The sequence below is a fragment of the Pseudonocardia xishanensis genome (assembly GCF_039541715.1).
GTDB classification, from domain to species: Bacteria; Actinomycetota; Actinomycetes; order Mycobacteriales; family Pseudonocardiaceae; genus Pseudonocardia; species Pseudonocardia xishanensis.
In genome coordinates this window covers 25,261-50,812 of sequence record NZ_BAABGT010000075.1, presented here as the reverse complement: position 1 = coordinate 50,812, position 25,552 = coordinate 25,261, and the positions used below count along the sequence as shown (strand labels likewise).

Genomic DNA, 25,552 nt, shown 5'->3' with positions numbered 1-25,552 from the left:
GCATCTACGACACCCGTCCAGCAGCGAAGTCCAGGTCCACCGGACCGTCTCCCACCGACTCGACGACGACGGCGTCCGGCCCGATCCGGACCGTCACCCCCCTGCCCACAGTGGGCAGGCGGGGGGCGTTCACCGCCGCGTTTGGGGCGAGCCGGCCTGCGACTCGACCAGCGCGTCGAAGCCGGTTGTGCACCCGCACGATCGTCGCGTCGAACGCCGGGCGGGGCGTGGGGTCCCCGGCGACCGGCAGCGCCGGGTCCAGCGCGAGCCGCAGCCGCTCGAGCGTGATGTCGGTGATCCTCATCGCCGCCCACGGTGCGACGCTCCTGCGGACGGCGGACCCCCGTCAGGCCCGGCTGCCCCACGGATCCCGCGCACCCGGCCCAACCTGCCGACACCGTCGAACCGCGGGCGGAGCGGGCCCGAACCCCTCTCGGCGGGTCGAGAGACCCTCCCACCGTCCGCCGGCGCCGACCGACGACACGGTGACCGGGCCCGTTTCGCATCGGCGGGGGGCCGAGAGCAGGTCCGGGAAGCGGCGCCCGGCCCCGAGGGCACCGGGGTCGGGCGGCCGCTGTGCCACTGGACATGCTCGGCTGGAGTGGCGGGCTCGAGTGGCGGGCTGGAGTGGGGCGAGGCCCGCCACGACCTCGTCCGAGGAGCTCAGGGCAGCAGGTTCTGTCGCCGTGCGGTGACGACCGCCTCGAGCCGGTTGGTGGCGTGCAGCTTGGCCAGCAGGCTCTTCACGTGGCCCTTGACCGTGTACAGCCCGATCCCGAGCGTCTCGGCCGCCGCCCGGTCGCTCATCCCGGCCGCGAGCAGGGTGAGCACGTCCCGCTCGCGGCGGGTGAGGTCGACCGGGCCATGCCCGTCCGGGGCGAGCCTGCGCAGCAGGTCCGTGACGACCAGCTCCTGCTCCAGAGCGCGGGCCTCGCGGGTGACGACGTCGAGGACCCGGTCCAGGTTCTCCTGCGGCGCCCGCTGCGAGGCGTAGAGCACCGCCACCGGGCGCCGCCCGACGATCACCGGGACCGCCGCGAACGCCCGCAGCCGCTCGGCGCGGATGATCGCGTCGTACCGGTGGGTGATCAGCGGGTCCTCCACGTAGTCCCGCACCGCCAGCGGGCGCTCCTGGGCCACGACCCGGCCGCCGAGCCCGTGCCCCGCCGCCAGGCGCACGCCCCGCAGCGGCCCGACCACCGACCCGTCGAAGTGCGCGAGCAGCACCCCGGACTCCTCGACCCGGCCGCCGAAGGCCAGCGAGCTGCCCGTCTCCCGGCGGACCCGGCCCAGCGCCCGCTGGATGCTGTCCGCGGCCGACGGGACCCCCCTCGTCGGAGGGTGGTCAGGGGCGCTCTGCACGACGACAGTGTGGCTGCGCACGCCCTGATGCTCAAGGAGGAGTCCGTTGCCGGGTATCCACGACACCCTCGCCGGCTGGCTGGCCGACTACGACGCGGCCGGTGCCGACGCCGCCCGTCTGCTCTGCGACCGCCACGACCCGCAGGCCGTCGCGTTCCGGTTCGTGAACCCGGACCTGACGTCGGAGACCATGACCTACGGCGAGCTCGCCGACCGCTCCCGGCGGCTGGCCACCGCGCTGGCCGAGCGCGGGGTGAAGCGCGAGGACCGGGTCCCGGTGCTGATGGGCAAGCGCCCGGAGCTCGTCGTGACGCTGCTGGCGATCTGGCGGCTCGGCGCGGTGCACGTACCGCTGTTCACCGCGTTCGCGACCGGCGCGATCCGGCTGCGGGTGGAGGGCTCGGCCGCGCGGCTCGTCGTCACCGAGCCGGACCAGCGGGCCAAGCTGGACCCGATCGACGGCATCGAGGTCCTGGAGACCGGCCCGGAGTTCGACGCCCTGGTGTCCGGCAGCGCCCCGCTCGCCGAGAACGAGGCGGTCGGCGGGGACGGCGCGCTGCTGCAGCTCTACACCAGCGGCACCACCGGCAAGCCCAAGGCCGTGGTGGTCCCGGTGCGGGCGCTGGCCGCGTTCCACTGCTACCTGCACTACGGCCTCGACGTGCAGGCCGAGGACGTCTACTGGAACGCCGCCGACCCCGGCTGGGCCTACGGGCTGTACTACGGGATCGTCGCGCCGCTGGTCGCCGGGCGGCCGAACCTGCTGTTCCAGGGCGGTTTCACGCCAGAGTCGACGGCGGCGGTGATGCGGGAGCACGGCGTCACCAACTTCGCCGGGGCGCCGACGATGTACCGGGCGCTGAGCAAGAGCGGCGCGCTGTCCGGCGTCACGCTGCGGCGGGCGTCGTCGGCCGGGGAGCCCCTCACCCCGGACGTCGTGACATGGGGCGAGCAGACCCTCGGCACCCCGATCCGCGACCACTACGGCCAGACCGAGCTGGGCATGGTGATCGGCAACCACTGGCACGCCGACGTGGTGGGGCCGATCAAGGACGGGTCCATGGGCAGGCCGCTGCCCGGGTTCGCCGCCGGAGTGGTCGACGGGCAGATCGCGATCGACACCCCGGCCAGCCCGCTGCTGTGGTTCGCCGGCTACCACGAGGCCCCGGACAAGACCGCCGAGCGGTTCACCGAGGACACCCGCTGGTACCTCACCGGCGACACCGGCCGGGTCGACGAGGACGGCTACTACTTCTTCACCGCCCGGGACGACGACGTCATCCTGGCCGCCGGGTACCGGATCGGCCCGTTCGACGTCGAGAGCGTGTTGATCACCCATCCGCAGGTCACCGACGTGGCCGTGGTCGGGCGGCCGGACCCGGAGGGCATCCGCGGCGAGGTCGTCGAGGCCTTCGTCGTGACGACCGCGGCGCCCGCCGAGCAGGACGCGCTGGCCCGCGCGCTGCAGGACCTGGTCCGGGACACCTACTCCCGGCACGCCTACCCGCGGACGGTCCACTTCGTCGACGCGCTGCCCAAGACGCCCAGCGGGAAGATCCAGCGCTACCTCCTGCGGCAGCGGTAGGGCGCCCCCGCAGCGGGTAGCCGCGGGCATGCAGCCTTCCACGGGGACCTGACGTGCACGTCCGCATCGCCACCCACGGTCCCGTCCCCGCGGACGAGGCCTGGGACCGCTACGTCCGGCCGGACCGGTGGCCCGAGTGGTCCCCCTACCTGCTCGGTGTCGAGGCCTCGGCGGACCGGGTGGGCACGGGATGACCGGGCGGGTCAGGGGCCCGCTCGGCCTCGCGGTCCCGTTCGAGATCACCGCGCACGACGAGTCCGCCCGTACCTGGGCCTGGGACGCCCACTTCGGTCCGATCACCCTGTCGCTGGACCACGGCATCGAGACCCACGGCTCGGGCAGCCGGACCTGGCCGGCCGTCGACGGTCCGGCGCCCGCCCTCGCCCTCTACCTCCCGCTCGCCCGGATCTCGATCGAGCTGCTGGTGCGCCGCAGGCCCTGAGTCCGCCCGGTCGGGCGCGTCGGGGTGACCGGCAAGGTCCTGCATCGGGAGCCCCGCACGAAGACCTGGCCCGCCGGGTGGGCGGTCGCACGCTCAACCGGTGCGCCCGCCCGCCCGACCGGTCCAGCGTGGACCGACGCTCCGCCACTCGCGGTCCCACTCCCGGCCCGCCATCCGCAGCAGCACCCCGTCGAGGAGCCGGTGCAGGAGCAGGACCGCCGCCACGCCGAAGACCAGCACGGAGAAGCCCGCCGTGATCGCGACGGGCGTCGCGTCGTCGGCCTGGACCGGGGTCGGCACGACGGCGCCCGCCCCGTCCACCCAGACCGCGACCGGGGTGCCCGCGAGCACGGGGGCGGGTTCCACCGCCGTGGCCTCGTGCACCGCACCGTCGGCGGAGGTCCAGCGCACCGGCACCGTCACCCAGGTCGTGCCGGGGCCCGCCGAGAACAGCGCCGACTCGGTCACGACCGCCGTCACCTCGGTGCGTCCGACCGTCTCGGTCCGGGCGCGCTCCACCACGTCACCGTGGACGAACACGCCCACCACGACCGCGGCGAGCACCGAGCCCAGGCCGAGGACCGCGGTCAGCCACGCCAGGAGGTCGCCGAGCCGATCGACCCGGCGGCGCGGGAGCCCGGCCCGCGACCGTCGGGTGTGCTGTCGGTTCGCCATCCGGATCCCCTCCTCACCGCCGCGCCCCCGCTCTCGGGGTGACACGTCGATCGTCGTCTCGCGGACGGTGGCGGCCCAGCGGGCGAAGGGCCCGGACTCGCGGGCTGCCCGGCCCGGAGGACCCGGGCCGAACGGTGCCGGTCACGGGATCAGGGCGCCGAGGACTCCTGCGAGGTAGGGCACCAGCCAGAGCGACCACACCGTGACCGAGAAGTGGGGGAAGTTCCGCCGGGCCGCCGGGCCGCCCCACCGCAGGACGAGCCCCGCGGCCACCACGTGCAACGCCATCAGCGCCGCCGCCAGGTAGCCCGAGGCGCGCAGCACCTCGGCGACCGGTGACGGCTCCCCGTCCGGCAGGAGCGTCATGATGGACGTGCCCACCAGGTCGCACACCGACCCGACCCCGATGCTCCAGACGTGCCGGGCCCGCTGCGTGCCCTGCCGCCGCTCCGCCCACACGCCGGTGGTGTAGGACACCAGCGCGACCGTGACCAGGAGCCCGGCGGCCGGCCCCATCAGAACTCGACGACCAGCCGGGCGGCGACCCGGCCCGCGAGGATCTCGTCGATGCTCGCGTTGATGTCGCCGAGCTTGCGCGACTCCGCGACGACCCGGGTGCGGCCCGCGGCGTGCAGGGCGAACACGTCGGCCAGGTCCTGCCGGGTGCCGACGATCGACCCGAGGACGGAGATCCCGCCCAGGACCGTGTCGAAGATCGGGATCGGCAGGGTGCCCCCGGCGGGCAGCGCCACGCAGACCAGCCGCCCGCCGCGGCGCAGCGAGGCGAAGGCCTGCGCGAACGACTGCGGTGAGGCGGCCAGTGCCACCGCGACGTCCAACCCGCCGAGGTCGCGCAGCGCCGCGACGGGGTCCTCCGCGCGGGCGTCGACGACGTCGTCGGCACCGAGCTCGGTGGCCAGCGCCAGCTTGGACCGCTCCACATCCACGCCGACGACCACGCCGCCGACGAGCCGGGCGTACTGCACCGCCAGGTGCCCGAGCCCACCGATGCCGAACACGCCGACCCGCTCCCCCGGCTGCACCCGGGCGTTCTCGATCGCGGCGAAGGTCGTCACGCCCGCACAGGTCAGCGGAGCGGCGTCGAACGAGGAGACCCCGTCCGGCACCGGGACGGCGAAGCGCTCGTCGACGACGGCGTACTCCGCCCACGCCCCGTCGACCGAGTAGCCGCTGTTGGTCTGCGTCTCGCACAGGGTCTCCCGCCCGGACACGCAGTAGCGGCACCGGCCGCAGGCCGACCCCAGCCAGGCGATGGACACCCGCTCGCCGATCCGCCGGTCCAGTCCGACCGCGCCGACGCCGACCACCGTGCCGATGCCCTCGTGGCCGGGCACGAACGGCGGGCTCGGCTTCACCGGCCAGTCGCCCCGCGCCGCGTGGACGTCGGTGTGGCAGATACCCGACGCCTCGATCCGGACCAGCAGCTGCCCCGGACCCGGCGTCGGCATCGGGATCTCGCGGATCTCCAGCGGGGCCCCCAGTGCCGGGACGACGGCCGCCTGCATCGTGGCGCTCATGCCTCACTCCTGTCGGTGGGGACGGCTCCGCTCGGCCGTCCGTCGGACTCGAGCCTCACGGTCGGGGACACCGGGGGTGCAGGGGCGGACGGCCTCGTGATCGGGACCGGTCGACCCGAACCGGGCCGGGCGGGGGGCCCGCCGTCGACCGCGCGTCGCCCGAGCACCAGCTCCCGGTGGGTCACCCAGAGCAACAGCGCCATGCTCGCCGCCGCGGCCGCGACGAGGGCGACCCACCCCGAGACCGCGTCTGTGAGCGCGTGCAGGCCGACCACCAGCACGTACGCCGCCACCAGCCGGGCGACCGCCCGCGGCCGCCACCGCCGCGCGTGGGCGTGCCACAGCGCGGCCGCGAGCACCCCGGACCACGCCAGGTGTGCGGCCGGACTCGACACCCCGCGCAGCAGCAGGACGGCCTCCGCCGTCCGCAGGTCACCGCCCGACGCCAGCAGCGCCACGAACCCGTAGCCCAGCGTCTCGAGGACGGCGAACCCGGTCCCGACGGCCACTCCGACCAGCAGCCCGTCGACGGGGTTGGCGCGGTACCGGGTGAACACGAGCACCCCGACCGGCACCAGCAGCTTCACGCTCTCCTCGATCACCGCGACCAGCAGGAGGGGGCTCCCGCCCCAGGGCGGTGCCGACTCGTTCTCCAGGACCGCGGCGGCCGCCGTGCCGAGAGCCCGCCGAGCAGACCGCACCCCACCAGGACGCCCGTCGGGACGTCGAAGGCGGGGTTGCGGTCGTCGATCCACGCCACGAACGACACCGGGATGACGAGCGCGCCGACCAGCAGCAGCGACGGCAGGAGCAGCGGGTTGCCGGTGGAGACGGCCGCCTGGCGGTCGGCCAGGAACAGGGCCACGCCGACGACCGGCACCGGCGCCCACGACCACCGGCGCCACGACCGGTCGTGGCGTGCCGCGGAGCCGCCGGTCCGCTCGGGGCGTGGTCGGGGACTCGCCGTCATCGCGGGGCCTCCATCCTGGGGTCGGACCACCACGGTCGGCCCCGGAGGCGTGATGAGGCAGGGCGGTTCGGCCCACCCCCGCGGTCCCGGGCCCGAGCCCCCGAGCCGCAGGGTCCGCCGCCACCGGGCCCTGCGGCTCCCCCGGGCCGGACACCACGAGGGCCCGCCCCCCGGAACGGGGGACGGGCCCTGTCACGAACCCGGACTCAGAGGACGCGGACGCCCTGGGCCTGCGGGCCCTTCTGGCCCTGGCCGATCTCGAACTCCACGCGCTGTCCCTCGTCGAGGCTGCGGAAGCCGCCCGCGTCGATCTCCGAGTAGTGCACGAAGACGTCGGCGCCGCCACCGTCCTGGGCGATGAAGCCGAAGCCCTTCTCGCCGTTGAACCACTTCACGGTTCCCTGTGCCATGTCCGTCTCCTTCTCAGGTGGTGGACCCGCACCGACTGTGCGGACCCGGCCGACCTTGAAGGCGAAGCGTGCGCGTCCTGATGATCGGCACGATCCACCGCCAACGTGTTCCTGCGGCGTGCGTACACGAGCACCGAAACTTCAACGACCCGCCTGGTACAGCGTCCGCGGGCGGCGTTCTATTCCCGGCGCCCGCGCCGCGCGTCCTCCTCGCGCAGCGGGGCCCCGATCTCGTGCAGGTACCGCAGGATGTGGACGTAGGAGGACCACAGGCCACCGTGGCTGTAGTCGACGCCGGCCTAGGCCGGCAACACCCTCGGCTGACAGTTGTCGATCCTCCCCCGTGGTGCCCGTGTACTGGCGCTGCACCCCCGCCGAGCACAGACCCTTCTCGATGAACCGGTCTCGTCGACCACGAACACCCCCGAGGCAGGGCCCCGAGCTCGTCGAGGACGTAGCCACGGACGCCGACGCGCACACCTTCGACATCCCAGTCCGCGGCCCGCAGCGCCGTTGCAGTACTAGCGTCCCTGGTCGCCTCCCTCCGCCGCGACGTCGTTGCGCAGCTGGCCGACGCCGGTGATGTCGACAGTCACCACGTCTCCCGCTGAGAGCCACAGCGGAGGCTCGCGGAAGGCGCCCACACCTCCTGGTGTCCCGGTCAGCAGGAGGTCGCCCGGACCGAGCGGGGTGAACTGCGAAACATAGGAGACGAGCTCCGGCACGCTGAAGATCAGGTCGCTCACCGATGCCTGTTGGACGATCTCGTCGTTGAGCCGGGTCGTGAGCTCGAGCTTATCGACGGGTCCCACCTCGTCCGCGGTGACCAACCACGGGCCGAAGCCGCCGGTGCCGAGGAAGTTCTTCCCCGCCGTCCACTGATTGGTGTGGAACTGCCAGTCGCGCACACTGCCGTCGTTGTAGCAGGACCAGGCAACCACTGCGTCGTTCGCCTGCTCCGGCGTCTCGCGCCAGACGTTCCTCCCGATGACAGCCAGCAGCTCGCCTTCGAAGTCGAGGTTCTTGGCCACGGAAGGCAGGATCAGCGGTGCGCCGTGGGCGACGTGGGTGTCGGCGAAGCGGGTGAAGATGGTGGGGTTCTCCGCCTGCCTGAGGTCGGCCTCGTCCCGGTGAGGGGCGTAGTTGACTCCGGCGCAGAGCACCTTCCTCGAGCCGATGATCGGCGGGCGCAGCGCGACGGCGGCGAGATCGACATCGGCGTCTCGCCCTTCGACCCACCGTGCCAGCTGCGGAACGGCGTCGGCGCGCAACAAGTCGAGTACCGAGCGGATGGCGGGATCCATCGTGGTCGCGTCGACGGCGAGCCCGGTCTCGGCGGAGCCCTCGACGACCACGCCGAATCCGTCTGCGCCGTGGCGGCGGTAGCTGACGATCTTCATCAGGCGGTCACCTCTCGATTCTGCGCGCGGAGTCGGCGCGTCTGCTCATGATCGACGACGCCGCGGGCATCGACGGCGACGCCATAGACGTCGAACGCGACGGCAGTACTGACATAACCCTCGACGACGTCCCGGGCGACGGCCTCAACCAGGCGATCGAAGGGATGTCCGTAGCCGCCTCCACCACCGGACCGGATGCTGATGTAGTCACCCGGCGCGAGCATCGTGGCGTCGATCTTGCCGGTGGACGGGACGACATCCTCGCCGTCGACGCTGTAGCGGACCTCGTTGGGCAGTGCGGCGCGGCCACCGTCGAGGCCCCAGGGCGCTGAGCGGGTTCGTTCGATGCCGGCGCTGAACCGTGAGGTGCACAGCACTCGCGTCGTCATCTCGACGCCGAGACCGCCTCGATGTCGCCCAGCCCCGCCGGAGTCGTTCCGGAGGCGGTAGGTCTCGACCAGGATCGGCAGCCGTGCCTCATTGGCCTCGACGGGCGTGTTGTGGGTGTCGCCGTCGTTGATGCAGACCGTGGCGGCCATGCCGTCGGCGTGCCGTCCGGCGCCCCAACCGCCGCCCGGAATGTTGACCAGGTCCTGGAAGAAACGCCCCTGGGGGTCGATGCCGGAGAGGTGGGCGATGTTGAGGTCGGCGTGGTGGGCGGCGTGGACCTGCTCGGGCATCGCGGTGGCCAGGGCCTTGAAGATGGTCTCGACGACCGTGACCGGGATCGTCATCCACCATTGCATCGCGGCCGGCCGCTCTGCGCTGACGACCCGCCCCGGTGGCAGCACGACCTCCAGCGCCCGGAAGGCGCCCTCGTTGATCGGCATCTGCAGGGGCGTGGTGAGGCACTTGAAGGCGACCTGGCTGGCCGAGCGGCCCGCGGCCGCACCCGAGTTGAAGTACCCGGCGACCTGGGGACTGATCTCGCTCAGGTCGACGATCATCCGGTCGCCCTCGACGGTGACCGTCACCTTGATCGGGATCGGCGCGTCCGTGATCCCGTCGTCGTCCATGAGTGTCTCGGCCGAGTAAGTCCCGTCCGGCACCTGGGCGACCGCGGCACGGGCGAGGGCCTCGCTGTGCGCGTACATGCGCTCGATGCTGGAGGCCACGGTGTCGAGGCCGTAGCGGTCGAGCAGGGCCGACAGCCTCCGTTGGCCCGTCCGGATCGCCGCGATCTGGGCGCGGTAGTCGCCGAAGGCCAGCTCGGGGCGGCGGACGTTCATCTCGATGAAGCCGAGGATCTCCTGGTCCTCGACGCCGTCCTTGACCACCTTGCAGAACGGGATCTGCAGGCCCTCGGAGTAGATGTCGGTCGTACGGCCGCCGAGGACGCCGCCGATGTCGATCCAGTGCGCCATCGACGAGGCGAAGGCGACGACCCTTCCGCCGTGGAAGACGGGCACGGTCAGGACGATGTGGTTGAGGTGGCTGCCGGTGACGTAGGCGTCGTTGGTCAGCAGGACATCGCCGGGGCGGATCCCGTCGAGCCCCCAGTGCGCGATCTTGGCCTTCACCGTCTCGGACAGGCCCTTGATGAACATCGGTAGCCCGAGGCCGATGGAGACGGTGTCGCCGTTGGCGTCGAAGAGGCCGACGGTGTAGTCGAGCGCCTCATAGATGATCGGGTTGTAGGCGGTCCGCATGAGGTTGGTCTTCATCTCGTCGGTGATCGCGACGAGCGAGCCGCGGATGATCTCGTCGGTGATGACCGCCGAGTGCGGAATGGCGGGGGTGGTCACAGGACCTCGACCTCCACGAGCAGGTTTCCGGCGTCGTCACAGATGGCGAGGGCGCCCTCGGGCAGACAGAGACAGGAGCCCGCCTCCTCGACCAGCGCGGGTCCCTTCACCGCGGCGCCCGGCCCCATCAGGGCCCGGTCGGCGACCTCGACATCGCGGAGCTCGGTGTCGGTGCCGAGGGCGGCGGGACGCCGTTCGATCACGAACTGGTCCAACGGGCCCGGGCCCTTCGCGAGCGAGGTGATCCGAAGTGGCGCGCGGTGGCCGATCGCGGACACCCGAAGGCTGACCAGCTCCACGGGCTCGTCGGGTGCCTGGTGACCGAAGCGTTGCGCGTGGACTTCGTCGAAGGTCGCCTTGAGGGCGGCGAGAGCTTGAGGGGAGTCGAGCGGGCCGGCGACGGGCACGGTGACGGAGTGTTCCTGCCCAACGTAGCGGAGGTCGGCGCTGCGGATGCACGCCGTGCCGGCTCCGTCTCCGACATCTGCGCGGCCCGTCTTCTCCAGCTCCCGGAACAGGCCCTCGAGTGCCTCGAGGTCGGCGTCGTCGAACCGGACGAAGTGGGTGCGGACGTAGTCGCGGCGCAGGTCCGCGGTCAGCATGCCCAGCGCCGAGAAGGTGCCCGGTGCGTGTGGAACGAGGACCCTGCCGATGCCGAGCTCCACGGCGACGTCCACGACGTGCATCGGCCCTGCCCCCCCGGCCGCGACGAGGGTGAAGTCGCGCGGGTCGAGGCCGCGTTCGGTGGTCACGGCGCGGACGGCATTCGCCATGGCCGCGTTGGCGATCGCGAGGATCCCCTGGGCCGCGGTCGGTACGTCGAGCCCGAGTGGCGCGGCGATGTGCTCGCGGATGGCGCGGTGTGCCGCGTCGACGTCGAGGGCCATGCGCCCGTCGAGGAAGCGGGTGGGTGACAGGTGGCCGAGGACGACGTGGGCGTCGGTGACGGTCGGCAGCGTGCCGCCGCCGCCGTAGCAGGCCGGTCCGGGATCCGCGCCGGCGCTGCGGGGTCCGACGTGCAACCCGTTCGCCTCGTCGAGCCAGGCCAGGCTGCCACCGCCCGTACCGATCTCGGTGATGTCGAGGACCGGAACCCGCACCGGGAGGCCCTCGGCGTAGGTGCCTACGAAGTACTGCGACGACAGGTCGGCCTGCCCGTCGCGCACCACACAGGTCTTCGCAGTGGTGCCTCCCATGTCGAAGTAGATTGTGCGATCGAGGCCGAGCTGGCGCGAGACCTCGATGGTGCCGCGGACTCCGCCCGCGGGCCCGGACTCGACCATCTGAATGCACTGGCGGCTCGCCGTCTCGACGTCGTAGAGACCGCCGTTGGACTGCATGAGCATCAGCTCGCCACGGAAGCCGCGCTGGTCGAGGCGCCGCTGGAGGTCCGTGAGATAGCCGCTGACCCGCGGGCCCACGTAGGCGTTGGCCGCCGTCGTGGACGTCCGCTCGAACTCGCGGTACTCCCGAGAGAGCTCCGAGGACGTCGTGACGAAGACCTCCGGGCCGCACTCGTCGCGGAGGATCTCGGCCATCCGCTGTTCGTGCGTGGGATCGGCATAGGAGTGCAGGAAGACGACCCCGACCGCCTCCGCCCCCAAGTCGCGCAGCCTCCGGGCCGCCTCCCGTGCTTCGGCCTCGTCGAGGGGGGTGTGCACGGTCCCGTCGTGACGCAGCCGCTCGGTGACCTCGAGGATGCGGCTGCGCGGGACGAGTGGGCGGTGCTTGCGGAAGGCGAGGTTGAACGACTCGGGCCGGTTGATCCGTCCGACCTCGTAGACGTCGCGAAATCCTGCGGTCGTCACCAGCGCGGTGGTGGCGCCGTCGCGCTCCAGCAGGGCGTTGATGGCGACCGTGGATCCGTGCACCAGCAGGTCGATCGAGTCCGTGGCGGCGTCGCAGCTGTCGAGGCCCTGTAGGACGGCGCCGACGAGATCCGCCCGGTGACTGAGCACCTTGTGGAAGGACACGCGCCCGCTGTCAGGGTCGTGGACGGCGATGTCGGTGAAGGTGCCGCCGATGTCTACGGCTACGTACACGGCTTCTCCCTGGGGAAGTGGAGGGTCGGGGACTGTTGGGGCGCGGCGCTCATTGGCAACGGTGGGATCGCAGCAGCTGGCGCTGGATCACTGCCGCACACTCCCGGGCGCGCTCCTCGGCCACGGAGACCGCGTCGGACCCGTCCGGGACGAGCGCCACCGCCATGATCGGCGGGAAGTGCGGATCCGCGGGAAGCACGTCGTGCGTTGTCACGATCCGGTGCTCCCGCAGGTCGCCCAGGCACTGGGCGAAGCGAGCCTCCTGCGTCATGCCCGACCGCACCGCCAGCTCGGTCGAGGTCATCGCCTGCCGCGGATGAGCGCGAAGGGCCTCGATGACCTTTCGGCCGTCATCCGATGAGGTCACCGGTCTCCTCGAGCGACCGGCCCTTGGTCTCGATGCCCCACGCGGTCATTGCGCCGAGCCCGATCAGCAGCACGATCCCGAACATCACGAAAACCGAGGCGAGGCCGAAACCGCCAGCGAGGAGAGCGCCTACCACCGTCGGCGCGATGACGCTTGCGATCCTGTTCATACTGCTACCGGCGGCCGTACCCCAGGCCCGGATCCGCGTCGGGTACAGCTCGGGGATGTAGAGGTAGAGCCCGGCCGCGGGCACATAGGAACCGACGGCGAGCAGCAGACCCGCGGCGAAGAGCGTCGGCCAGCTGGTGGCACCGGAGAGGACCATGACCACGCCGAGAACCGCGCCCAGGATACCCAGGCCGAAGCCGGCGACGAACAGCGGCCGGCGACCGATCCGGTCGACGGCGAACGCGAAGGCGTAGACAACGACGAGTTGGCTGGCACCGACGACGAGGGTCAGGTAGAGCGCCTGGCTGACCTGCAGGCCACCGATGGTGACGTAGAGCGAAGGCAGCCACACCGAGTAGCCGTATGAGACGAAGTAGACCGTGAACCACAGAGTGCCGTTGAGAATCGTCCGGGTCCGGTAGGCCGGGGCGAAGATCTCCGCCAGACGCGTGGGGCGAGCCACGTCGGCCTCCGCCGGTCGCGGCTCGGGCAGGTCCTTGCCCTCGCGCCGTGCCGTGTCCTCGAACTCGCCGATGATGCGGTCCGCCTCGACGGTACGTCCCTTCGCGGTCAACCATCGAACCGACTCGGGCAGGGCCCGCCGACCGAGAAGCACGAGCAGAACCGGGAGCACACCCAGGGCGAACAGGACACGCCACCCGGTCGCGGGGTCGACGACCGCGAACACGATGAGGCCGACGAGCGGAGCGGCGAAGACACCCCAGGCGAAGATGGCCTGATAGAGCATCACGGCTCGGCCTCGCTTGAGCGACGGCGCGTACTCACTGATCAGAGTGGCCGCGATCGGCACCTCCGCCCCCAGTCCGATGCCCTGCAGGAACCGCGCCACAGTGAGCGCCTCGAGGTTCCAGGCGAGGGCACATGCCACGCTCAGGAGGCTGAACACGGTGATGGCCACGAGGAACGTTCGCCGCCTGCCCAGGCGGTCGGAGACCGAGCCGAGGACGAGTGCCCCAATGAACTGGCCCAGGTAGCCCGCGCTGATCAGAACCCCGGTCCCGAGGAACCCCTGGCCGAGGCTTCTTGCGATGACGGTGAGGGCGATACCCAAGACCAGGGAGTCGAACGCGTCGAAGAACGTGCCCGCCGCCACGACCCGTGCGATCCGGCGGTGCTTGGAGGTCATCGGGAGCCGGTCCATACGGGCTTCGATGTCTGCCGTCGTGCCGGGCTGCGCCGGTGTCGTCGGAGCCGAGACCTGGCCGTGGGCTGGTGAGCCGTGCGCTGATGTCATGCCGTCTCCTCGTTGAGATGCCTGAGAAGAGCGTCGTCACAGAGCGCATCCCACACAAGACGTTTGTGATATCAGAAAGCTCTAGCTCGCGACGTTCTCGATATCGATCTCCGGCAGGTCCCCCACGAGACGGTCGACGACAGGGTTACGCCGATGCCTGTGCCTCACCACCGAGAGCACCGTCCAGGGCGTCGGAGGAGCGAGCTCACGGAAGATCACACCTGGCGCCTCGATGCCGCGATCGCACTGCGGGACGAGCGAGATCCCGAAGCCGGCGGCAACCATGTGAATGACCGAGTGAACCTGTGGCCCCTGGTACGCCACACTCGGCAGGAACCCGGCCTCCGAGCATGCACGGGTCACGAAGTCGTCCAGGTGAGGCCCGAACGGCGCGCGCCAGATCAGGAAGGTCTCGTTCGCGAGATCCGCAAGGCTCACCTCCGCGTCGGAGGCCCGCGGATGGTCCTCGGGAAGAACGACGAGTAGGCGCTCGACAGAGATCACCCGGACGTCCAGGTGACTGTAAGTCAGGCGGGCCAGGGTGAAACCGACATCGATGCGGTTCTCCGCGATCGCCTCGACCTGGTCGACCACGGGCATCTGTGTCGCCGTGACCTCCACGCCGGGGTTCCGCTTCCGGAACGCACCGAGTTTCGGCGCAAGGCCCCAGTTCAGCACGGACGCGACGAAGCCGATCCGCAGCCGTCCCGCTGAGCCGGTCCGCAGGCCGCCGGCGAGATCACGCATGGCCTCGGCCTCGGCGAGTACTCGTCGGGCGGCCTCGAGCAGCTGGTCGCCGTGCTCGGTCAGCTCCACCTTTCGGCTCGTGCGTGCGAAGAGCTCGACGCCGAGGTCCTCCTCGAGCCGGCGGATCTGCTGGCTCAGAGGTGGCTGCGCCATGTGTAGGGACTTCGCGGCGTTCCTGTAGTGGAGGTGCTCCGCGACCGCGACGAAGTAGCGAAGCTGGCGCAGTTCCATGCGGCGAGTGTCGCCGACAGGCCCGGCTCACCGCAGCCTCCTGCCGACTCAGTCTCGTCCGCGCCTCGGTTCGCTGAACGGCTGCTCAGTTGCCTTCTGGCCATGTCCTGGAGCCTCGTTCGGGACCGAAGGCCCCCGCGTGCCGCGGCGGACGGCCCTGTCGCCCGGACGCGACACCGGTGAGGGTGGCGGACGTCGACGAGCCGAGGAGGAGCCGTGCACGCCCACACCGGAGACCACATCGTCATCGAGACCAACGTCCTGGACACCGCGCGCAGGCGCGGGACGATCCTCGCCGTGCTCGGCGGGGACGAGGAGACCGAGCACTACCGGGTCCGCTGGGAGGACGGCCACGAGTCGGTCTTCTTCCCCGGCCCCGATGCCCGCCTCGAGCACGCCGCCCGCGGGAGGGCGTGACGCCGATGCCCGCCACCGCGGACGACGACCGGATCCGGGAGCTGCCAAGCAGCTGCGCCCTCGGCCGGATCGGTTGCCGGGACGGCGACGAGGTCTACGGCGTGCCGATCTCCGACGTCGACGTCGACGGCGCGATCCACGGGGTCGCCTGAGCCTGCTCCCGGGCCGCGCTCAGCGGTCGCGGCCGGTGTCCTGGTCCTGCAGGTCGAAGACCCGGGCGCCGATGCTGCGGGCGATGTGGTCGAGCTCCGCGGCGTGGTCGAGCAGCTCCCGGCCGTGGCCCGGCTCGACGACGCGCGACGCCAGGCCTGCCGTCGGCGGGTCTGCGCGAAGAGCATCGCGGTGTCGATCGCGACCGCCGCCGACGTCGCGAGGGCGGAGATGAGCTCCTCGTCGTCGGCGGTGAAGGACCCGCCGTCCCGCTTGTCGGTGAGGTAGAGGTTCCCGTACACCTGGCCGCGCACGCGGATGGGCACGCCCAGGAAGCTGCGCATCGGCGGATGACCGGCCGGGAACCCGCACGAGCGGGGATCGCCGCCCAGGTCCCGCAGCCGGATCGGGTGCGGGGCGGCGATCACCGCGCCCAGCAGCCCCTCCCCGAGCGGCGGCCGCCCGATCGCGGCGACCTCCGCCTCCGGCATGCCCTCGTGCAGGAAGGACACCAGGTGCCGTCGTCGACCACACCCAGCGCGGCGTAGCGGGCGCCGACCAGCGCGCGGGCCTCGGTCACGATCCGGCGCAGGACCACCGGCAGCTCCGGGTCCGCGCCGATCGCCCGGTGCGCCCGCAGCAGGCCGCGCAGCCTGCCCTGGGTGGCCATCACCTCCTCGGCCCGCTCCCGATCGTCCTGTGCCACTGGCGACACCCCCGTCGCGCTCGCGGACGCGCCCCGCGTCACCATGCTCCGCGGCCCCGATCCGGTCCAGCCGTCCGGCGGGCTCCCGGGCCGACGACGGGCCCAACGTCTCTGGATGCGGCCCCGGCCGGGCGCCCACGATGAGGCATGGCCGCACCCCCTCCCCACGCCACCGCCGAAGCGTCCCCCGTGTCCGCGGCGTCCGATCCGCACTCGGCCGGGACCGTCGTCCTGGACGCGGTGCGCGAGCTCGTCTCGGTGCTCCGGCGGCTCGAACCGGCGGCCCGGGTCGACGAACCCGACGCCGTGCACCGGATGCGCGTGACGACCCGACGGCTCCGCGCGGTGCTCCGGACCTACCGCCGGGTGCTCGATCCGGGACGGACCCGCCCGGTGTGCCGCGAGCTCGCGTGGGCCGCGGGTGAGCTGGGCGCCGCCAGGGACGCCGAGGTCGTCGCGGCCGCGCTCGCCGCCCAGTGCGCGGTGCTGCCCGCCGACGAGATCGTCGGGCCCGTGCGGACGGCACTGCCCGAGGAGACCGCGGCGCGCCACCGCCGGGGCCGCGAGCGGGTGACGGACTGCCTGGCGGGGCCGCGGTACGCCCGGCTGCGCGCCACCCTCGACGAGCTCGTCGCCGATCCGCCGTTCGCGGACCGGGCCGGGGCCCCCGCCACGGCGGTGTTCCCGAAGGACCTCGACCGCGCGGCGCGCAGGCTCCGCGCGGCCGTGGAGGACACCGCCGGGCGCGCGGGGACCGACCGCGACCTCGCCGTGCACGAGGTCCGCAAGCAGGTCAAACGGCTGCGCTACGCGACCGACGTCGCCACCCCGGAGCTCGGGCCGCCCGCGCGGTCGCTGCGGACCGCCCTCGTGCCCGTCCAGGCCCTGCTGGGGGAACGCCAGGACACCGTCGTCGTCCGGGCCGTCCTGCGCGACCTCGCCGCCCACGCCCGCGCGCGCCGGGAGAGCGAGTTCACCTACGGGGCGCTGCACGCCCGGCAGACCCTGCGGTGCGCCGCCCTCGACGAGGAGCTGGACTCCGCTCTGCATCGCGCCCTCGTCGGCATCTCCGGCCGGTGACCCCCGCGTGCGCCGGGCCCTCCGGACCCGAGAGCGGGGCCCTTCGGCCCTGCCCGTCCGCCCTGCTCCGGGGGATCCTGAAGAGGTGCCGGTGGTGTGACGACGGCCGCGCCGGCCATCACCCGTCGCTGGGGAGCGGACGGGTGGAACCGCCGGGGCGGGCGTTCACGGGGAACGCCCGCCCCGGTGTACGTCCGGTGCGGGTGGGGGGTCCCCACGGCGAGAAGGGGTGGGTCGATGGCACGGTTCGGGCTGGACGTCGGGAGCAGCAGCACGGTCGTCGCCGACGCGGGCGGCGGGTTCCTGCTCGACGAGCCCTCGGTGATGCTGCGGCTGCCCCGCGGGGGCGGCACGGTGATCGGGCGGGAGGCCGCCGAGCTCGCCGACCGGATCCCGGCCGGGCGGGACGCCCTGCGCCCGGTGACCGCGGGCGTGGTCACCGACCTGGACACCGCCCGGCGCTACGTGCGGGCCGTGCTGCGCAGGGTCCTCCCCCGGCCCTGGCAGCGGACCCGTGTGGCGGCCGCCGTGGTCGTGCCCGCCGGGTCGAGCGCCCTTGAGCGCCGGGCCCTGGTCGAGGCCGTCGAGGAGGCCGGGGTGTCCCGCGCCGCGCCGATCCCGGCCCCGGTCGCCGCCGCGCTCGGGTGCGGGCTCGACCCGCTGGACCGCCGCGTCCACATGGTCGCCGTCGCGGGGGCGGGCACCGCCGAGGTCATGGCCGTCTGCGCGGGCGAGGTGCTCGCGGTGCGGTCCACCCGCACGGCCGGGGACGCGCTGACCGCCGCGGTGCGCAGGCACGTGCGCACCGCCCACGGCCTCATCCTGGACCACGGGGCCGCCGAGGACGTCACCGTCCGCGCGGGGGCCGCCCCGGAGGGCGGCGAGGTGGCCGTCACCGGCCGCGACCCCGAGCACGGGCGGCCCCGGTCGGTGCGGCTGCCCGCGGACGAGCTGCACGCCGTGCTCGCGCCACTGGTCACCGCCACCGCCCAGACCCTGGCCGGATGCCTGGACGACCTGCCCGCCCGGGCGGTGGACGACCTGTCCGCGGACGGGGTGTTGCTCGTCGGTGGCGCCTCGCCCACCCGGGGCCTGCGGACGGCGCTGGAGGCCGGCCTCGGGCTGCCCGTCAAGCAGGTGGAGAACGCCACGACCTGCGTCGCCGAGGGCGCCGCACGGTCGATGCTGACCCCGGCCGTGCGGCACGCCTACGACGCCTTCTGACCTCCGCTCAGGCGGCCCGGAGCTCCTCGGCGGTGGCGAGGGCGTAGAAACCGCTGCGCAGCAGCGCGACCAGGCCCTCCACCAGCTGGAACGCACCGACGGCGACGGCACCGCGGCCGCGAGGGCGATCCGGTCCCCCGGTCCGCGGCTGCGGGGCGGGCGCCCGCCCGGCCGGCCTCCGGACGGTCGTGGCTGCTCCCGCCGCCGTCTCGACCTCGCCCGGCGTCGCGGGTCCCGGGATCACGGGCCGGGCGGCCCCGCGAGGTACTGGGTGAGCCCGTCGACGGCGATCCGGCCCGCGCTGTTGGCGCCCTGGCCGGGCCCCTGGACCAGGGTGGTCATGACCACGGTCGGGGCGTCGAGCGGGGCGGCCAGCGTCGTCCAGTTGTCGTAGGTGCCGTCGGGCAGGCTGCCGTCCTGGGCCGTGCCGGTCTTGGCCCCGGAGTCTACCGGCAGCGACGAGAGCCACCCCGCGGTGCCCGCGCGCACGGCCGCGCGCATCCCGTCGCGCACCGGGCCGAGCACCCCGGCGAAGGGCACCGGGGTGGGGGCGGGCACGGGCAGCGCCGTCTCGACGCCGCCGGGGGACACCACGGCGAGTCCGACCCGGGGCGTGACCAGCTGCCCGGTCGCGATCGCGGCCGTCCAGCGCGCGTTCTGCAGCGGGGTGACCTGCAGCGGGCCCTGCCCGATGCCCAGGATCACGGTGGTGCCGCCGTACCAGGGCTCGGCACCGTCGGGGCTGCCGAGGTAGCCCGCCGCCTCGCCGGGCAGGTCGATCCCGGTCGGGCTCCCGACGCCCAGTGCCCGCGCGGTGTTCACGATCGGGTCGGGGCCCATCCGGGCCGCCAGCTGGTAGAAGTACACGTCGTTGGACCAGGCCAGGGCCTGCGGCAGGTTCATCGGGCCCATGGGGCGCCAGTTGTCGAAGGTGTGGCCGCCGAGGGTGAAGCTCGCCCCGGTCGGGACGACCTGGTGGGCGGGCAGGGTGCCCTGGACCATGTCGGCGGACGCCACGACCAGCTTGAACGTCGACCCGGGCGGCACGGCGACCTGGGTGGTGTGGTTCAGCCCGGGATGACCCGGCCGGGCCTGCGCCGCGGCGAGGGCCGCGGAGTCGACCGGGGGCCCGTAGACCCCGTTGTCCGACGACGGCAGCGACGCCATGGCGAGCACCTGCCCGTTGCGCGGGTCCATCGCCACCGCCGCCCCGACGGCGTTCGGGTTGCGCTGGGCCGCGAGCGAGGTCCGCACCGAGTCGGTGAGCCTGCGCTGCAGCGGGAGGTCCAGGGCGGTGCGCAGGTCCGCGCCCGGCACGGCAGCGCTGCCCGGCGCGGGGGCGACCGGCACCCCGGCAGGCGTCACGTACCAGCACCGCTCCCCCGCGGTCCCGCGCAGCACGGCGTCATAGGAGGCCTCCAGCCCGGCACGGCCGACGACCGCGCCCGCGGGCAGGGCCGGGTCGCGCTGCTGCTGCTCCGCGGTGGCCACCCCGACGAACCCGAGCACCGGTCCGAGCAGGTCACCGGTCGGGTAGGCCCGGCGCGGCGTGGCCTCGACGAGCACGTCCGCCAGCCCGTCCAGCTCGGCGGCCCGCGCGACCGGGACCTCGCCGAGCCCGAGGGCGAGCGTGGTCGGCGGGGCGGCGGCCACCGCGGCCCGCAGGTCCTCGACCGGCCTGCCCGACACCGCGGCGACCCGGTCGAGCTCCGCCGGGGTCACCAGCGCGGGGACGACCCCCACCGAGACGGTCCCGGTCCCGGCCGCCGCCGCGTCCACGGCCAGGACCGCACCGTGCCGGTCGGTGATGGTGCCGCGCGGCGCGGGGACGGCCCGGCAGCGCAGCATCTGCTGCTCGCCCGCGGCCCGCAGCGTGGCGCCCTCCGCCAGCTGGGTCCGCCACCCGATCGTCCCGAAGGTCACCAGCACCGCGGTGACGCCGAGCGCGGCGATCCGGACGAACCGCGGCCGCAGCCTGCGCGGTGCCGCCCACAGCACGCGGCGTGCCCCGTCGCGGCGCACGCCCAGGACGGTCCCGATCGCCACCAGGTGCACCACCACCGCGGTGCCGCCGTTGCTGAGCAGTGGAAACGGCACCCCGGCCAGCGGCAGCAGGCCCAGGTTGCCGCCGACCGACACCGCGACCTCGGCCCCGAACAGGACCGCGAGCCCACCCGCCAGCAGCGCGCCGTGCACGGTGCGCGCGGTGCGCGCCGCCGTCGCCAACCGCCAGACCAGGACGAGCGCGGCCGCAAGCACCAGCAGCCCCGCCGCCAGCCCGAACTGCTCCACCAGGCTGGCCGGGGCGAGGTCGGTGTCGCGTTCGGGCAGGTAGCGCTCCAGGACGTCGGTGAGCGGGTCCCCCGCCCGGCCGAACCAGCCGCCGCCCGCCAGCGCGATCCGGGCCTGGGCGACCGCCCAGCCCGCGCCGTTGGACGCCTCGGCCGATCCGGCGAGGAAGGTCCCCAGCCGCTGCACCTGGTAGGGCCGCAGCAGGCCCACCACCAGCGGGGCCGCGACGGTCGCGACGGCGGCCATCGGCAGCAGGAACCGCGCGGGCACCCGGCCGATCACCAGCAGCGCGACGGCGAGGACCACCAGCAGCGTCGTCGTGCTCAGGTCGGGCTGCAGCACGGTCAACACGATGGGGACCGCGGCGAGCAGCATCGCCGCGACGAACCGCTGCCACATCGGGCGGGCGGCGGCCAGCACCCCGGCCACCACCAGCAGCATGCCCAGCTTCGCCAGCTCGGAGGGTTGGAAGGTGAACCCGCCCGCCCCGATCCAGCGGGTGGCGCCGTTGACCGAGATCCCGACGACGGGGACGGCGGCGAGGGTGATCACCGCGAGCACGTAGCAGGCCACCCCGAGCACGCCGAGCAGGCGCACCCGCACCCGGCGCAGGACCAGCAGCAGCACCAGCCCGACCAGGGCGATCACCCCCTGGCGCAGCGCGGGGCCGGTCCCCTCCACCACCGCCATGTTGGCCAGGCCCGCCACCACGAGGACCACCGTCGCGACCACGGCCAGGAGGTCGAATGCGGGCCCGGTGTCCCGGCGACGGCGCGGCCGGACCGGGCGCTCCGGGACCGAGGCCCAGCTGGACATCCGACGACGCCGGATCCTCCGCAGGATGCTCACGGCGTCCCCCTCGTCTCGCAGACCCCGGCCGCCGGGACCCGCACGGGGGGCGCCGCGGCCGCCGCGGGCGCCGTCGTCGTCAGGGTCAGCGCGGAGGCGGGCCCGACGGGCGGCTCGACCGCCACCACCACGTCCGCCCGGTCCGCGCCCGCAGGCACGTGGACCGTGCCCGCCCCGACGACCCGGCCGGTGCGAGCGCACAGGTCCTCGGCGTGCACGGACCACGCGACCGACGACGTGCTCCCGGGCTCGACCCGCACGCGGAGCCGGACCAGGCAGGCGGCGTTCGTCGCGCACCCCGGCAGGACCCGCAGGTCGACCTCCCGCACGGCGCCCGCCGCCTGCGGCGCCGCAGGCTGCGGGAGCGGGGGCCGCGGATCCGGCGGGGCCGGACTCCGCGTCTCCCGGCCACTCTCGAGGACCAGCGCGACGTCCGCCGCGATCCGGTCGCCGAGCACGGCGAACTCCACCCCCAGCACCACCGCGACCGCCGCGGGGACGGCGATCCACCATCCCCGGGCACGCCGCGTCCGCCCCCCGGCCATCCGCGCCTCCGTTCCCCGTGCCGTCGCCGCGTCGACCGTGCCGCACCGGGCCCGCCGCGGGGCAGAGCCCGACGATCCCGAGACCGCGACCGGACGGACCCCGAGACCGGGCCGAACGACCCTGGCCCACGCCCACCCGGACGTGCCTGCTCGCGGTCAGGTCCCCAACCGGTGCAGCTCGACGAGCCGCGCGAGGTCCGGGACGGTCACCGTTCCCGTCAGCCGCCCGTGGTCCGCCACCACCGCGACGAGGTCCGTGCCGGGCAGCGCCCCCAGCGCGGCCAGCCGCTCCAGGGGCACGTCCGCGGCCACGATCCGCTCGGCCGGCAGCGGTCGGCCCGCCTCGCGCACCCGCGTGGTGGCCCGGTCCGCCGGTCCGAGCCGGACCAGGTCGCCGACCGTGACGACCCCGACCGGGTCGCCGTCCACCCCGACGACCGGGATCGAGGCCGCCCGCGGCGGCCGGGCCCGCAGCGCGGCCACCAGGGTCTCCGCACTCGAGCCCGCCTGCGCCACCAGTTCCGGCGCGTGGGCGGCGTCGGCCGCCGTCCGGCCCTCCAGCGCGGCCACCACCCGGCCGCCGTTCCGCTCGGCCGCCGCCGACAGGCCCACGAACCAGCCCACCGCGGCCAGCCACAGCCCCGTCCACGAGCCGAGCAGGAACAGCAGGACCCCGAACCCCGTCAGTGCGAACCCGACCAGCCTGCCCACCGCGACCGCCGCGGCCCGCCCGCGCTCCCGGTCCCCGGTCAGCCGCCACACCAGGCCGTGCAGCACCCGGCCCCCGTCGAGGGGCGCGCCCGGCAGCAGGTTGAACGCCGCGATCAGCAGGTTGGTCCCGCCCAGCCAGGCCAGGGCCGCCACGACCAGCGCGGGCCAGGCCGCGCCGCGGCCCAGCTGGGCCAGGCCCAGGAAACCGAGCCCCAGCGCGGCCGAGGTCACGGGGCCCGCCGCCGCGACAGCGGCCAGCCCGCCCGGACTCCGCGGCTCGCCCGTCATCTCCGACACCCCGCCGACGACCCACAGCGTCACCCGGCGGACCCGCACCCCCACGTGCCGCGCGACCAGCACGTGCGCCGACTCGTGCAGCGCGATCGTCGCGACGAACACGAGCGCCGCCGCCGTCGCGACCGTCCACCGCCAGACCGGCGCCGCCCCCGGCACCTCGGCCGGGAGCACCTGCGCGGCCAGCAGCCAGGTCAGCAGCGCCACCGCGCCCAGCAGCGACCAGTGCAGCTCCACCGGCACGCCCGCCACCCGGCCGACGGGCAAGGCGCCACGGCGGGTGGCGGGCTCGACCGTGGCCCGGTCCGCGACCCGGCTCACCGCGGGCTCCGCCAGGTCGGACCGACCGCGCGCCACTCCCGCTCCCATTCGGCCGCCCGGAGCCGGTCGACCCCGCGCTGGGCGATCACCCCGACCACGACGACCACGAACCCGCCGAGGACCAGCGCCCCGGCCGCGGAGGCCAGCGCCCCGACCACCACCTCGGTCGCGGTCAGTGGGGCGTCGGTCAACCGCCCCTCGGGGCCCACCCAGGCCGTGGTCGGGTCCCCGGCCCGCAGCGAGGCCGGGACGGCGGTCCGGCCGGTGTGCTCGACCCCGTCCGGGCCCGTCCACCGCACGCCGACGACGACCGTTCCCGAGGAGCTCGGGACCACCGGGGCGTCCTCGGTCAGGACCACCGTGACCGGGGTGCGCTCGCGGTTCTGCTGCGCCGCGTGGTCGGCGAGATCGCCGTGGACCACGACCCCCACCAGGACGGACGACGCGAGCACCCCGAGCGCCAGGATCCCGAGCGCCCAGGCCACCAGGTCGGCGACCCGGTCGGAGTGCCGGTGCGGCAGCGCGCCGCGGCGGCCTCCGGCGCCGACGGGGTCGGCATGTCGGTTCGGGCCCATCACGACCTCCTCGGGTTGGCTCCACCGAGCGTGGTCGGCCGGGTCGGCGCCGGTCAGGGTCGTCCGGCCCGGGATGGTCCGCCGGGCGGCCCGGCCCTCAGACCAGGCGCAGGAGTCGCTCCTCGGCCGCGACCGCGGCCATCAGGCGTGCCCGGGACAGGGTCCGGGGCCCGCACTCGCAGCCTGCCGGGAGGTCGTCGTCCTCGATCGAGCCCGCACCGGGGTCCACCAGGTCGACGAACACCCCGCCCCGGCGGTCGGCCCCGTGGCCGGTGTCCACGCGGTCACCCCGACCGTGGCTGCGGGAGCCGGTACCCGCGACGTAGAGCAGGCCGCCCTCCGCGTCGTACACCTGCGCGACGTGGTGGCCGCGAGAGCATTGCACGCCGAGGCGGAGCCGATCGGTCCGGTGGGCGCCCAGCATCGCCAGGGCCTCCCGCGCGGCCGCTCTGCGGTCCGCGGGCGAGGTGAAGATCTCCATGGGTCGTCTCCGTTCTCGGTCCGGTCGCCCAGGATCGGCGGCCCGGGTCGCCGGTTCGAGGGTCGAGCAGCCGGGTTCGGCGAGACGTTGGTCCCGCGCGGGGTGGCGGGCCGGGCCGGGCGCCCGCCTCAGTCCGCCGGGGTGATCAGGCCGTAGTGGCCGTCGTAGCGGCGGTAGACCAGGGCGCCGCGGCCGCGGTCGGCGTCGAGGTGGAACAGGAACGGCACGCCGAGGATGCCGAGGCGTTCACAGGCCTCGTCGGTCGTCAGGACGGGCGCGGGCTGCGGGCTGACGGTCACCCCCACCGCGTGGGGCGCCAGGTCCTCGGGACGGGGGTCGACGAGGGCGAGCCGCAGCCCCTCCGGGCTCGGGTACAGCACGCCCTCCTGGCCGGTGCCCGCCTCGGTGAACAGGTGGAAGTCGTGGTCGAGCACCTCCAGGTCGAAGGCCGCCTCGTCGAGGTCCACCGGGCCGACGGAGAAGGTCTTGTGCCGGATGATGCGGCGCTCCTCGGGCGGGCGCGGGAAGAACGGCGGCCGCGGCCCGGCGTCCTGGCCGTGGCGCCACTCGTGGGTCTCTCCGCTCGGTTGTTCGCCGCGGCGGTCCTCCCAGTGGGCGGCGCGGTGGTGGCGGTCGCGCACGAGCCGGACGCGCAGGCGGTACTGCAGCAGGTCGAGGGCCTCGGCCTCGGTCGCGGCGTGGGCCCTGGCCCGCACGGGGTGCCCGTCGACGTCGACGGTGGCCTCGGCCAGCACGGGAGGGCGCGCGGCGGGATCGGGATGGCGGCCGATCCGGACGGTGGCGTGCAGCACCGGTCCGCGGGCGTGGCGCAGCGCCGCCCGCACCGTCTCCGTCGCCTTCTCGTGGGTTCCCGGAGGGTGGTCGCCGACCAGCTGGACGACGACGTCGGTGTCGGGGGTGGTCATGGGAGCAGTCCTCACGTCGGTCCCGGCGCGTGGGCGCAGGGCCC

30 protein-coding genes and 2 pseudogenes are annotated in these 25,552 nt (G+C 74.2%); 8 read left to right on the top strand and 24 right to left on the bottom strand.

Annotated features, from left to right (window positions below; genetic code table 11):
• Nucleotides 1–4: 4 nt before the first annotated feature.
• Complete coding sequence (locus tag ABD993_RS23820) at nucleotides 5–304, bottom strand: hypothetical protein (RefSeq protein ID WP_345422585.1); 300 nt, start codon at nucleotides 302–304, stop codon at nucleotides 5–7.
• Between the two features lie 359 nt (nucleotides 305–663).
• Nucleotides 664–1,383 (bottom strand): LuxR C-terminal-related transcriptional regulator, encoded by a 720-nt coding sequence (locus tag ABD993_RS23815; protein WP_345422582.1) that lies wholly within the window; start codon nucleotides 1,381–1,383, stop codon nucleotides 664–666.
• A 25-nt stretch (nucleotides 1,384–1,408) separates the two neighbouring features.
• On the opposite strand from ABD993_RS23815, the gene ABD993_RS23810 reads away from it, so the two are divergent.
• The 3 genes from ABD993_RS23810 to ABD993_RS23800 are packed head-to-tail and all read left to right on the top strand — an operon-like array spanning nucleotide 1,409 to nucleotide 3,389.
• The gene (locus tag ABD993_RS23810) at nucleotides 1,409–2,947 is read left to right on the top strand and encodes an AMP-binding protein (RefSeq protein ID WP_345422579.1); all 1,539 of its coding nucleotides are present in this window, start codon (nucleotides 1,409–1,411) and stop codon (nucleotides 2,945–2,947) included.
• A 53-nt stretch (nucleotides 2,948–3,000) separates the two neighbouring features.
• Nucleotides 3,001–3,141, top strand: a complete 141-nt coding sequence (locus ABD993_RS23805; RefSeq protein WP_345422577.1) for an SRPBCC family protein — start codon at nucleotides 3,001–3,003, stop codon at nucleotides 3,139–3,141.
• Nucleotides 3,138–3,389 carry a hypothetical protein gene (locus tag ABD993_RS23800; protein ID WP_345422574.1) on the top strand — a complete coding sequence of 84 codons (252 nt, stop codon included), beginning with the start codon at nucleotides 3,138–3,140 and terminating at the stop codon, nucleotides 3,387–3,389. The genes ABD993_RS23805 and ABD993_RS23800 overlap by 4 nt, the downstream gene beginning before the upstream one ends.
• A 93-nt stretch (nucleotides 3,390–3,482) precedes the next feature.
• Here the strand turns inward: ABD993_RS23800 and ABD993_RS23795 are convergent, their stop codons facing one another.
• From ABD993_RS23795 to ABD993_RS23740, 13 genes and pseudogenes are all read right to left on the bottom strand, one after another.
• Nucleotides 3,483–4,064: an Rv1733c family protein gene (locus tag ABD993_RS23795; RefSeq protein ID WP_345422572.1), complete on the bottom strand. Its 582-nt coding sequence runs from the start codon at nucleotides 4,062–4,064 to the stop codon at nucleotides 3,483–3,485.
• Nucleotides 4,065–4,205: 141 nt separating this feature from the next.
• Complete coding sequence (locus tag ABD993_RS23790) at nucleotides 4,206–4,580, bottom strand: HsmA family protein (protein ID WP_345422570.1); 375 nt, start codon at nucleotides 4,578–4,580, stop codon at nucleotides 4,206–4,208.
• Nucleotides 4,580–5,602 carry a zinc-dependent alcohol dehydrogenase gene (locus tag ABD993_RS23785; protein ID WP_345422567.1) on the bottom strand — a complete coding sequence of 341 codons (1,023 nt, stop codon included), beginning with the start codon at nucleotides 5,600–5,602 and terminating at the stop codon, nucleotides 4,580–4,582. Before ABD993_RS23785 ends, ABD993_RS23790 begins: the two co-directional genes overlap by 1 nt.
• Complete coding sequence (locus tag ABD993_RS23780; protein ID WP_345422565.1) at nucleotides 5,599–6,204, bottom strand: PrsW family glutamic-type intramembrane protease; 606 nt, start codon at nucleotides 6,202–6,204, stop codon at nucleotides 5,599–5,601. The genes ABD993_RS23785 and ABD993_RS23780 overlap by 4 nt, the downstream gene beginning before the upstream one ends.
• Nucleotides 6,201–6,572: a hypothetical protein gene (locus ABD993_RS23775; RefSeq protein WP_345422563.1), complete on the bottom strand. Its 372-nt coding sequence runs from the start codon at nucleotides 6,570–6,572 to the stop codon at nucleotides 6,201–6,203. Before ABD993_RS23775 ends, ABD993_RS23780 begins: the two co-directional genes overlap by 4 nt.
• Before the next feature lie 206 nt (nucleotides 6,573–6,778).
• Nucleotides 6,779–6,982 carry a cold-shock protein gene (locus ABD993_RS23770; protein WP_345422560.1) on the bottom strand — a complete coding sequence of 68 codons (204 nt, stop codon included), beginning with the start codon at nucleotides 6,980–6,982 and terminating at the stop codon, nucleotides 6,779–6,781.
• A gap of 320 nt (nucleotides 6,983–7,302) precedes the next feature.
• A pseudogene (locus ABD993_RS36880) lies at nucleotides 7,303–7,490 on the bottom strand (transposase); the annotation flags it as partial.
• Nucleotides 7,491–7,503: 13 nt separating this feature from the next.
• On the bottom strand, nucleotides 7,504–8,382 hold the full coding sequence (locus ABD993_RS23765; RefSeq protein WP_345422558.1) for a fumarylacetoacetate hydrolase family protein: 879 nt from the start codon (nucleotides 8,380–8,382) through the stop codon (nucleotides 7,504–7,506).
• Entirely contained in the window at nucleotides 8,382–10,127 is a 1,746-nt protein-coding gene (locus ABD993_RS23760) for a hydantoinase B/oxoprolinase family protein (protein WP_345422555.1), read from the bottom strand. Before ABD993_RS23760 ends, ABD993_RS23765 begins: the two co-directional genes overlap by 1 nt.
• Nucleotides 10,124–12,169, bottom strand: a complete 2,046-nt coding sequence (locus ABD993_RS23755) for a hydantoinase/oxoprolinase family protein (protein WP_345422553.1) — start codon at nucleotides 12,167–12,169, stop codon at nucleotides 10,124–10,126. The genes ABD993_RS23760 and ABD993_RS23755 overlap by 4 nt, the downstream gene beginning before the upstream one ends.
• A 49-nt stretch (nucleotides 12,170–12,218) precedes the next feature.
• Nucleotides 12,219–12,536 carry a hypothetical protein gene (locus ABD993_RS23750; protein WP_345422551.1) on the bottom strand — a complete coding sequence of 106 codons (318 nt, stop codon included), beginning with the start codon at nucleotides 12,534–12,536 and terminating at the stop codon, nucleotides 12,219–12,221.
• Nucleotides 12,520–13,851, bottom strand: coding sequence for an MFS transporter (locus tag ABD993_RS23745; RefSeq protein ID WP_345422549.1), 1,332 nt, complete (start codon nucleotides 13,849–13,851; stop codon nucleotides 12,520–12,522). Before ABD993_RS23745 ends, ABD993_RS23750 begins: the two co-directional genes overlap by 17 nt.
• 189 nt (nucleotides 13,852–14,040) lie before the next feature.
• Nucleotides 14,041–14,937 carry a LysR family transcriptional regulator gene (locus tag ABD993_RS23740; protein ID WP_345422546.1) on the bottom strand — a complete coding sequence of 299 codons (897 nt, stop codon included), beginning with the start codon at nucleotides 14,935–14,937 and terminating at the stop codon, nucleotides 14,041–14,043.
• A gap of 216 nt (nucleotides 14,938–15,153) precedes the next feature.
• Between ABD993_RS23740 and ABD993_RS23735 the strand changes: the two genes are divergently transcribed.
• The 3 genes from ABD993_RS23735 to ABD993_RS23725 all read left to right on the top strand — a co-directional run bounded on the left by ABD993_RS23735 (nucleotide 15,154) and on the right by ABD993_RS23725 (nucleotide 15,792).
• On the top strand, nucleotides 15,154–15,354 hold the full coding sequence (locus ABD993_RS23735; protein ID WP_345422543.1) for a DUF1918 domain-containing protein: 201 nt from the start codon (nucleotides 15,154–15,156) through the stop codon (nucleotides 15,352–15,354).
• Nucleotides 15,355–15,359: 5 nt separating this feature from the next.
• On the top strand, nucleotides 15,360–15,506 hold the full coding sequence (locus tag ABD993_RS23730; RefSeq protein WP_345422540.1) for a hypothetical protein: 147 nt from the start codon (nucleotides 15,360–15,362) through the stop codon (nucleotides 15,504–15,506).
• Between the two features lie 85 nt (nucleotides 15,507–15,591).
• Nucleotides 15,592–15,792 (top strand): hypothetical protein, encoded by a 201-nt coding sequence (locus ABD993_RS23725; protein WP_345422538.1) that lies wholly within the window; start codon nucleotides 15,592–15,594, stop codon nucleotides 15,790–15,792.
• On the opposite strand, the pseudogene ABD993_RS36875 reads toward ABD993_RS23725, so the two are convergent.
• Both ABD993_RS36875 and ABD993_RS23720 read right to left on the bottom strand, forming a co-directional pair.
• A pseudogene (locus tag ABD993_RS36875) lies at nucleotides 15,759–15,995 on the bottom strand (GAF domain-containing protein); the annotation flags it as partial. The gene ABD993_RS23725 and the pseudogene ABD993_RS36875 sit on opposite strands and share 34 nt — an antisense overlap.
• On the bottom strand, nucleotides 15,929–16,210 hold the full coding sequence (locus tag ABD993_RS23720; protein WP_345422535.1) for a hypothetical protein: 282 nt from the start codon (nucleotides 16,208–16,210) through the stop codon (nucleotides 15,929–15,931). The gene ABD993_RS23720 and the pseudogene ABD993_RS36875, both read right to left, overlap by 67 nt.
• A gap of 147 nt (nucleotides 16,211–16,357) precedes the next feature.
• Between ABD993_RS23720 and ABD993_RS23715 the strand changes: the two genes are divergently transcribed.
• Both ABD993_RS23715 and ABD993_RS23710 read left to right on the top strand, forming a co-directional pair.
• A complete protein-coding gene (locus ABD993_RS23715) occupies nucleotides 16,358–17,290 on the top strand; it encodes a CHAD domain-containing protein (RefSeq protein ID WP_345422533.1) in 933 nt (310 codons plus the stop codon).
• A gap of 237 nt (nucleotides 17,291–17,527) precedes the next feature.
• The gene (locus ABD993_RS23710; RefSeq protein ID WP_345422530.1) at nucleotides 17,528–18,514 is read left to right on the top strand and encodes a rod shape-determining protein; all 987 of its coding nucleotides are present in this window, start codon (nucleotides 17,528–17,530) and stop codon (nucleotides 18,512–18,514) included.
• 7 nt (nucleotides 18,515–18,521) lie between these two features.
• Here the strand turns inward: ABD993_RS23710 and ABD993_RS23705 are convergent, their stop codons facing one another.
• From ABD993_RS23705 to ABD993_RS23675, 7 genes are all read right to left on the bottom strand, one after another.
• Nucleotides 18,522–18,758, bottom strand: a complete 237-nt coding sequence (locus tag ABD993_RS23705; protein ID WP_345422527.1) for a hypothetical protein — start codon at nucleotides 18,756–18,758, stop codon at nucleotides 18,522–18,524.
• The gene (locus ABD993_RS23700) at nucleotides 18,755–21,655 is read right to left on the bottom strand and encodes an FtsW/RodA/SpoVE family cell cycle protein (RefSeq protein ID WP_345422524.1); all 2,901 of its coding nucleotides are present in this window, start codon (nucleotides 21,653–21,655) and stop codon (nucleotides 18,755–18,757) included. The genes ABD993_RS23705 and ABD993_RS23700 overlap by 4 nt, the downstream gene beginning before the upstream one ends.
• Nucleotides 21,652–22,200 (bottom strand): hypothetical protein, encoded by a 549-nt coding sequence (locus ABD993_RS23695; protein WP_345422521.1) that lies wholly within the window; start codon nucleotides 22,198–22,200, stop codon nucleotides 21,652–21,654. The genes ABD993_RS23700 and ABD993_RS23695 overlap by 4 nt, the downstream gene beginning before the upstream one ends.
• Nucleotides 22,201–22,356: 156 nt before the next feature.
• Nucleotides 22,357–23,526, bottom strand: a complete 1,170-nt coding sequence (locus ABD993_RS23690) for a site-2 protease family protein (protein ID WP_345422520.1) — start codon at nucleotides 23,524–23,526, stop codon at nucleotides 22,357–22,359.
• Complete coding sequence (locus tag ABD993_RS23685) at nucleotides 23,523–24,101, bottom strand: Rv1733c family protein (protein ID WP_345422517.1); 579 nt, start codon at nucleotides 24,099–24,101, stop codon at nucleotides 23,523–23,525. The genes ABD993_RS23690 and ABD993_RS23685 overlap by 4 nt, the downstream gene beginning before the upstream one ends.
• Nucleotides 24,102–24,198: 97 nt before the next feature.
• Nucleotides 24,199–24,582 carry a hypothetical protein gene (locus ABD993_RS23680; protein ID WP_345422514.1) on the bottom strand — a complete coding sequence of 128 codons (384 nt, stop codon included), beginning with the start codon at nucleotides 24,580–24,582 and terminating at the stop codon, nucleotides 24,199–24,201.
• A 128-nt stretch (nucleotides 24,583–24,710) separates the two neighbouring features.
• Nucleotides 24,711–25,508, bottom strand: a complete 798-nt coding sequence (locus ABD993_RS23675) for a sigma 54 modulation/S30EA ribosomal C-terminal domain-containing protein (protein WP_345422512.1) — start codon at nucleotides 25,506–25,508, stop codon at nucleotides 24,711–24,713.
• Nucleotides 25,509–25,552 lie beyond the last annotated feature (44 nt).

Coding starts and splice junctions, on each gene's coding strand:
- ABD993_RS23820 (WP_345422585.1), bottom strand. CDS start 304: ATGAGGATCACCGACATCACGCTCGAGCGGCTGCGGCTCGCGCTGGAC.
- ABD993_RS23685 (WP_345422517.1), bottom strand. CDS start 24,101: ATGGGCCCGAACCGACATGCCGACCCCGTCGGCGCCGGAGGCCGCCGC.
- ABD993_RS23730 (WP_345422540.1), top strand. CDS start 15,360: ATGCCCGCCACCGCGGACGACGACCGGATCCGGGAGCTGCCAAGCAGC.
- ABD993_RS23800 (WP_345422574.1), top strand. CDS start 3,138: ATGACCGGGCGGGTCAGGGGCCCGCTCGGCCTCGCGGTCCCGTTCGAG.
- ABD993_RS23675 (WP_345422512.1), bottom strand. CDS start 25,508: ATGACCACCCCCGACACCGACGTCGTCGTCCAGCTGGTCGGCGACCAC.
- ABD993_RS23710 (WP_345422530.1), top strand. CDS start 17,528: ATGGCACGGTTCGGGCTGGACGTCGGGAGCAGCAGCACGGTCGTCGCC.
- ABD993_RS23745 (WP_345422549.1), bottom strand. CDS start 13,851: ATGACCTCCAAGCACCGCCGGATCGCACGGGTCGTGGCGGCGGGCACG.
- ABD993_RS23790 (WP_345422570.1), bottom strand. CDS start 4,580: ATGGGGCCGGCCGCCGGGCTCCTGGTCACGGTCGCGCTGGTGTCCTAC.
- ABD993_RS23680 (WP_345422514.1), bottom strand. CDS start 24,582: ATGGAGATCTTCACCTCGCCCGCGGACCGCAGAGCGGCCGCGCGGGAG.
- ABD993_RS23785 (WP_345422567.1), bottom strand. CDS start 5,602: ATGAGCGCCACGATGCAGGCGGCCGTCGTCCCGGCACTGGGGGCCCCG.
- ABD993_RS23770 (WP_345422560.1), bottom strand. CDS start 6,982: ATGGCACAGGGAACCGTGAAGTGGTTCAACGGCGAGAAGGGCTTCGGC.
- ABD993_RS23765 (WP_345422558.1), bottom strand. CDS start 8,382: ATGAAGATCGTCAGCTACCGCCGCCACGGCGCAGACGGATTCGGCGTG.
- ABD993_RS23795 (WP_345422572.1), bottom strand. CDS start 4,064: ATGGCGAACCGACAGCACACCCGACGGTCGCGGGCCGGGCTCCCGCGC.
- ABD993_RS23715 (WP_345422533.1), top strand. CDS start 16,358: ATGGCCGCACCCCCTCCCCACGCCACCGCCGAAGCGTCCCCCGTGTCC.
- ABD993_RS23740 (WP_345422546.1), bottom strand. CDS start 14,937: ATGGAACTGCGCCAGCTTCGCTACTTCGTCGCGGTCGCGGAGCACCTC.
- ABD993_RS23775 (WP_345422563.1), bottom strand. CDS start 6,572: ATGACGGCGAGTCCCCGACCACGCCCCGAGCGGACCGGCGGCTCCGCG.
- ABD993_RS23695 (WP_345422521.1), bottom strand. CDS start 22,200: ATGGCCGGGGGGCGGACGCGGCGTGCCCGGGGATGGTGGATCGCCGTC.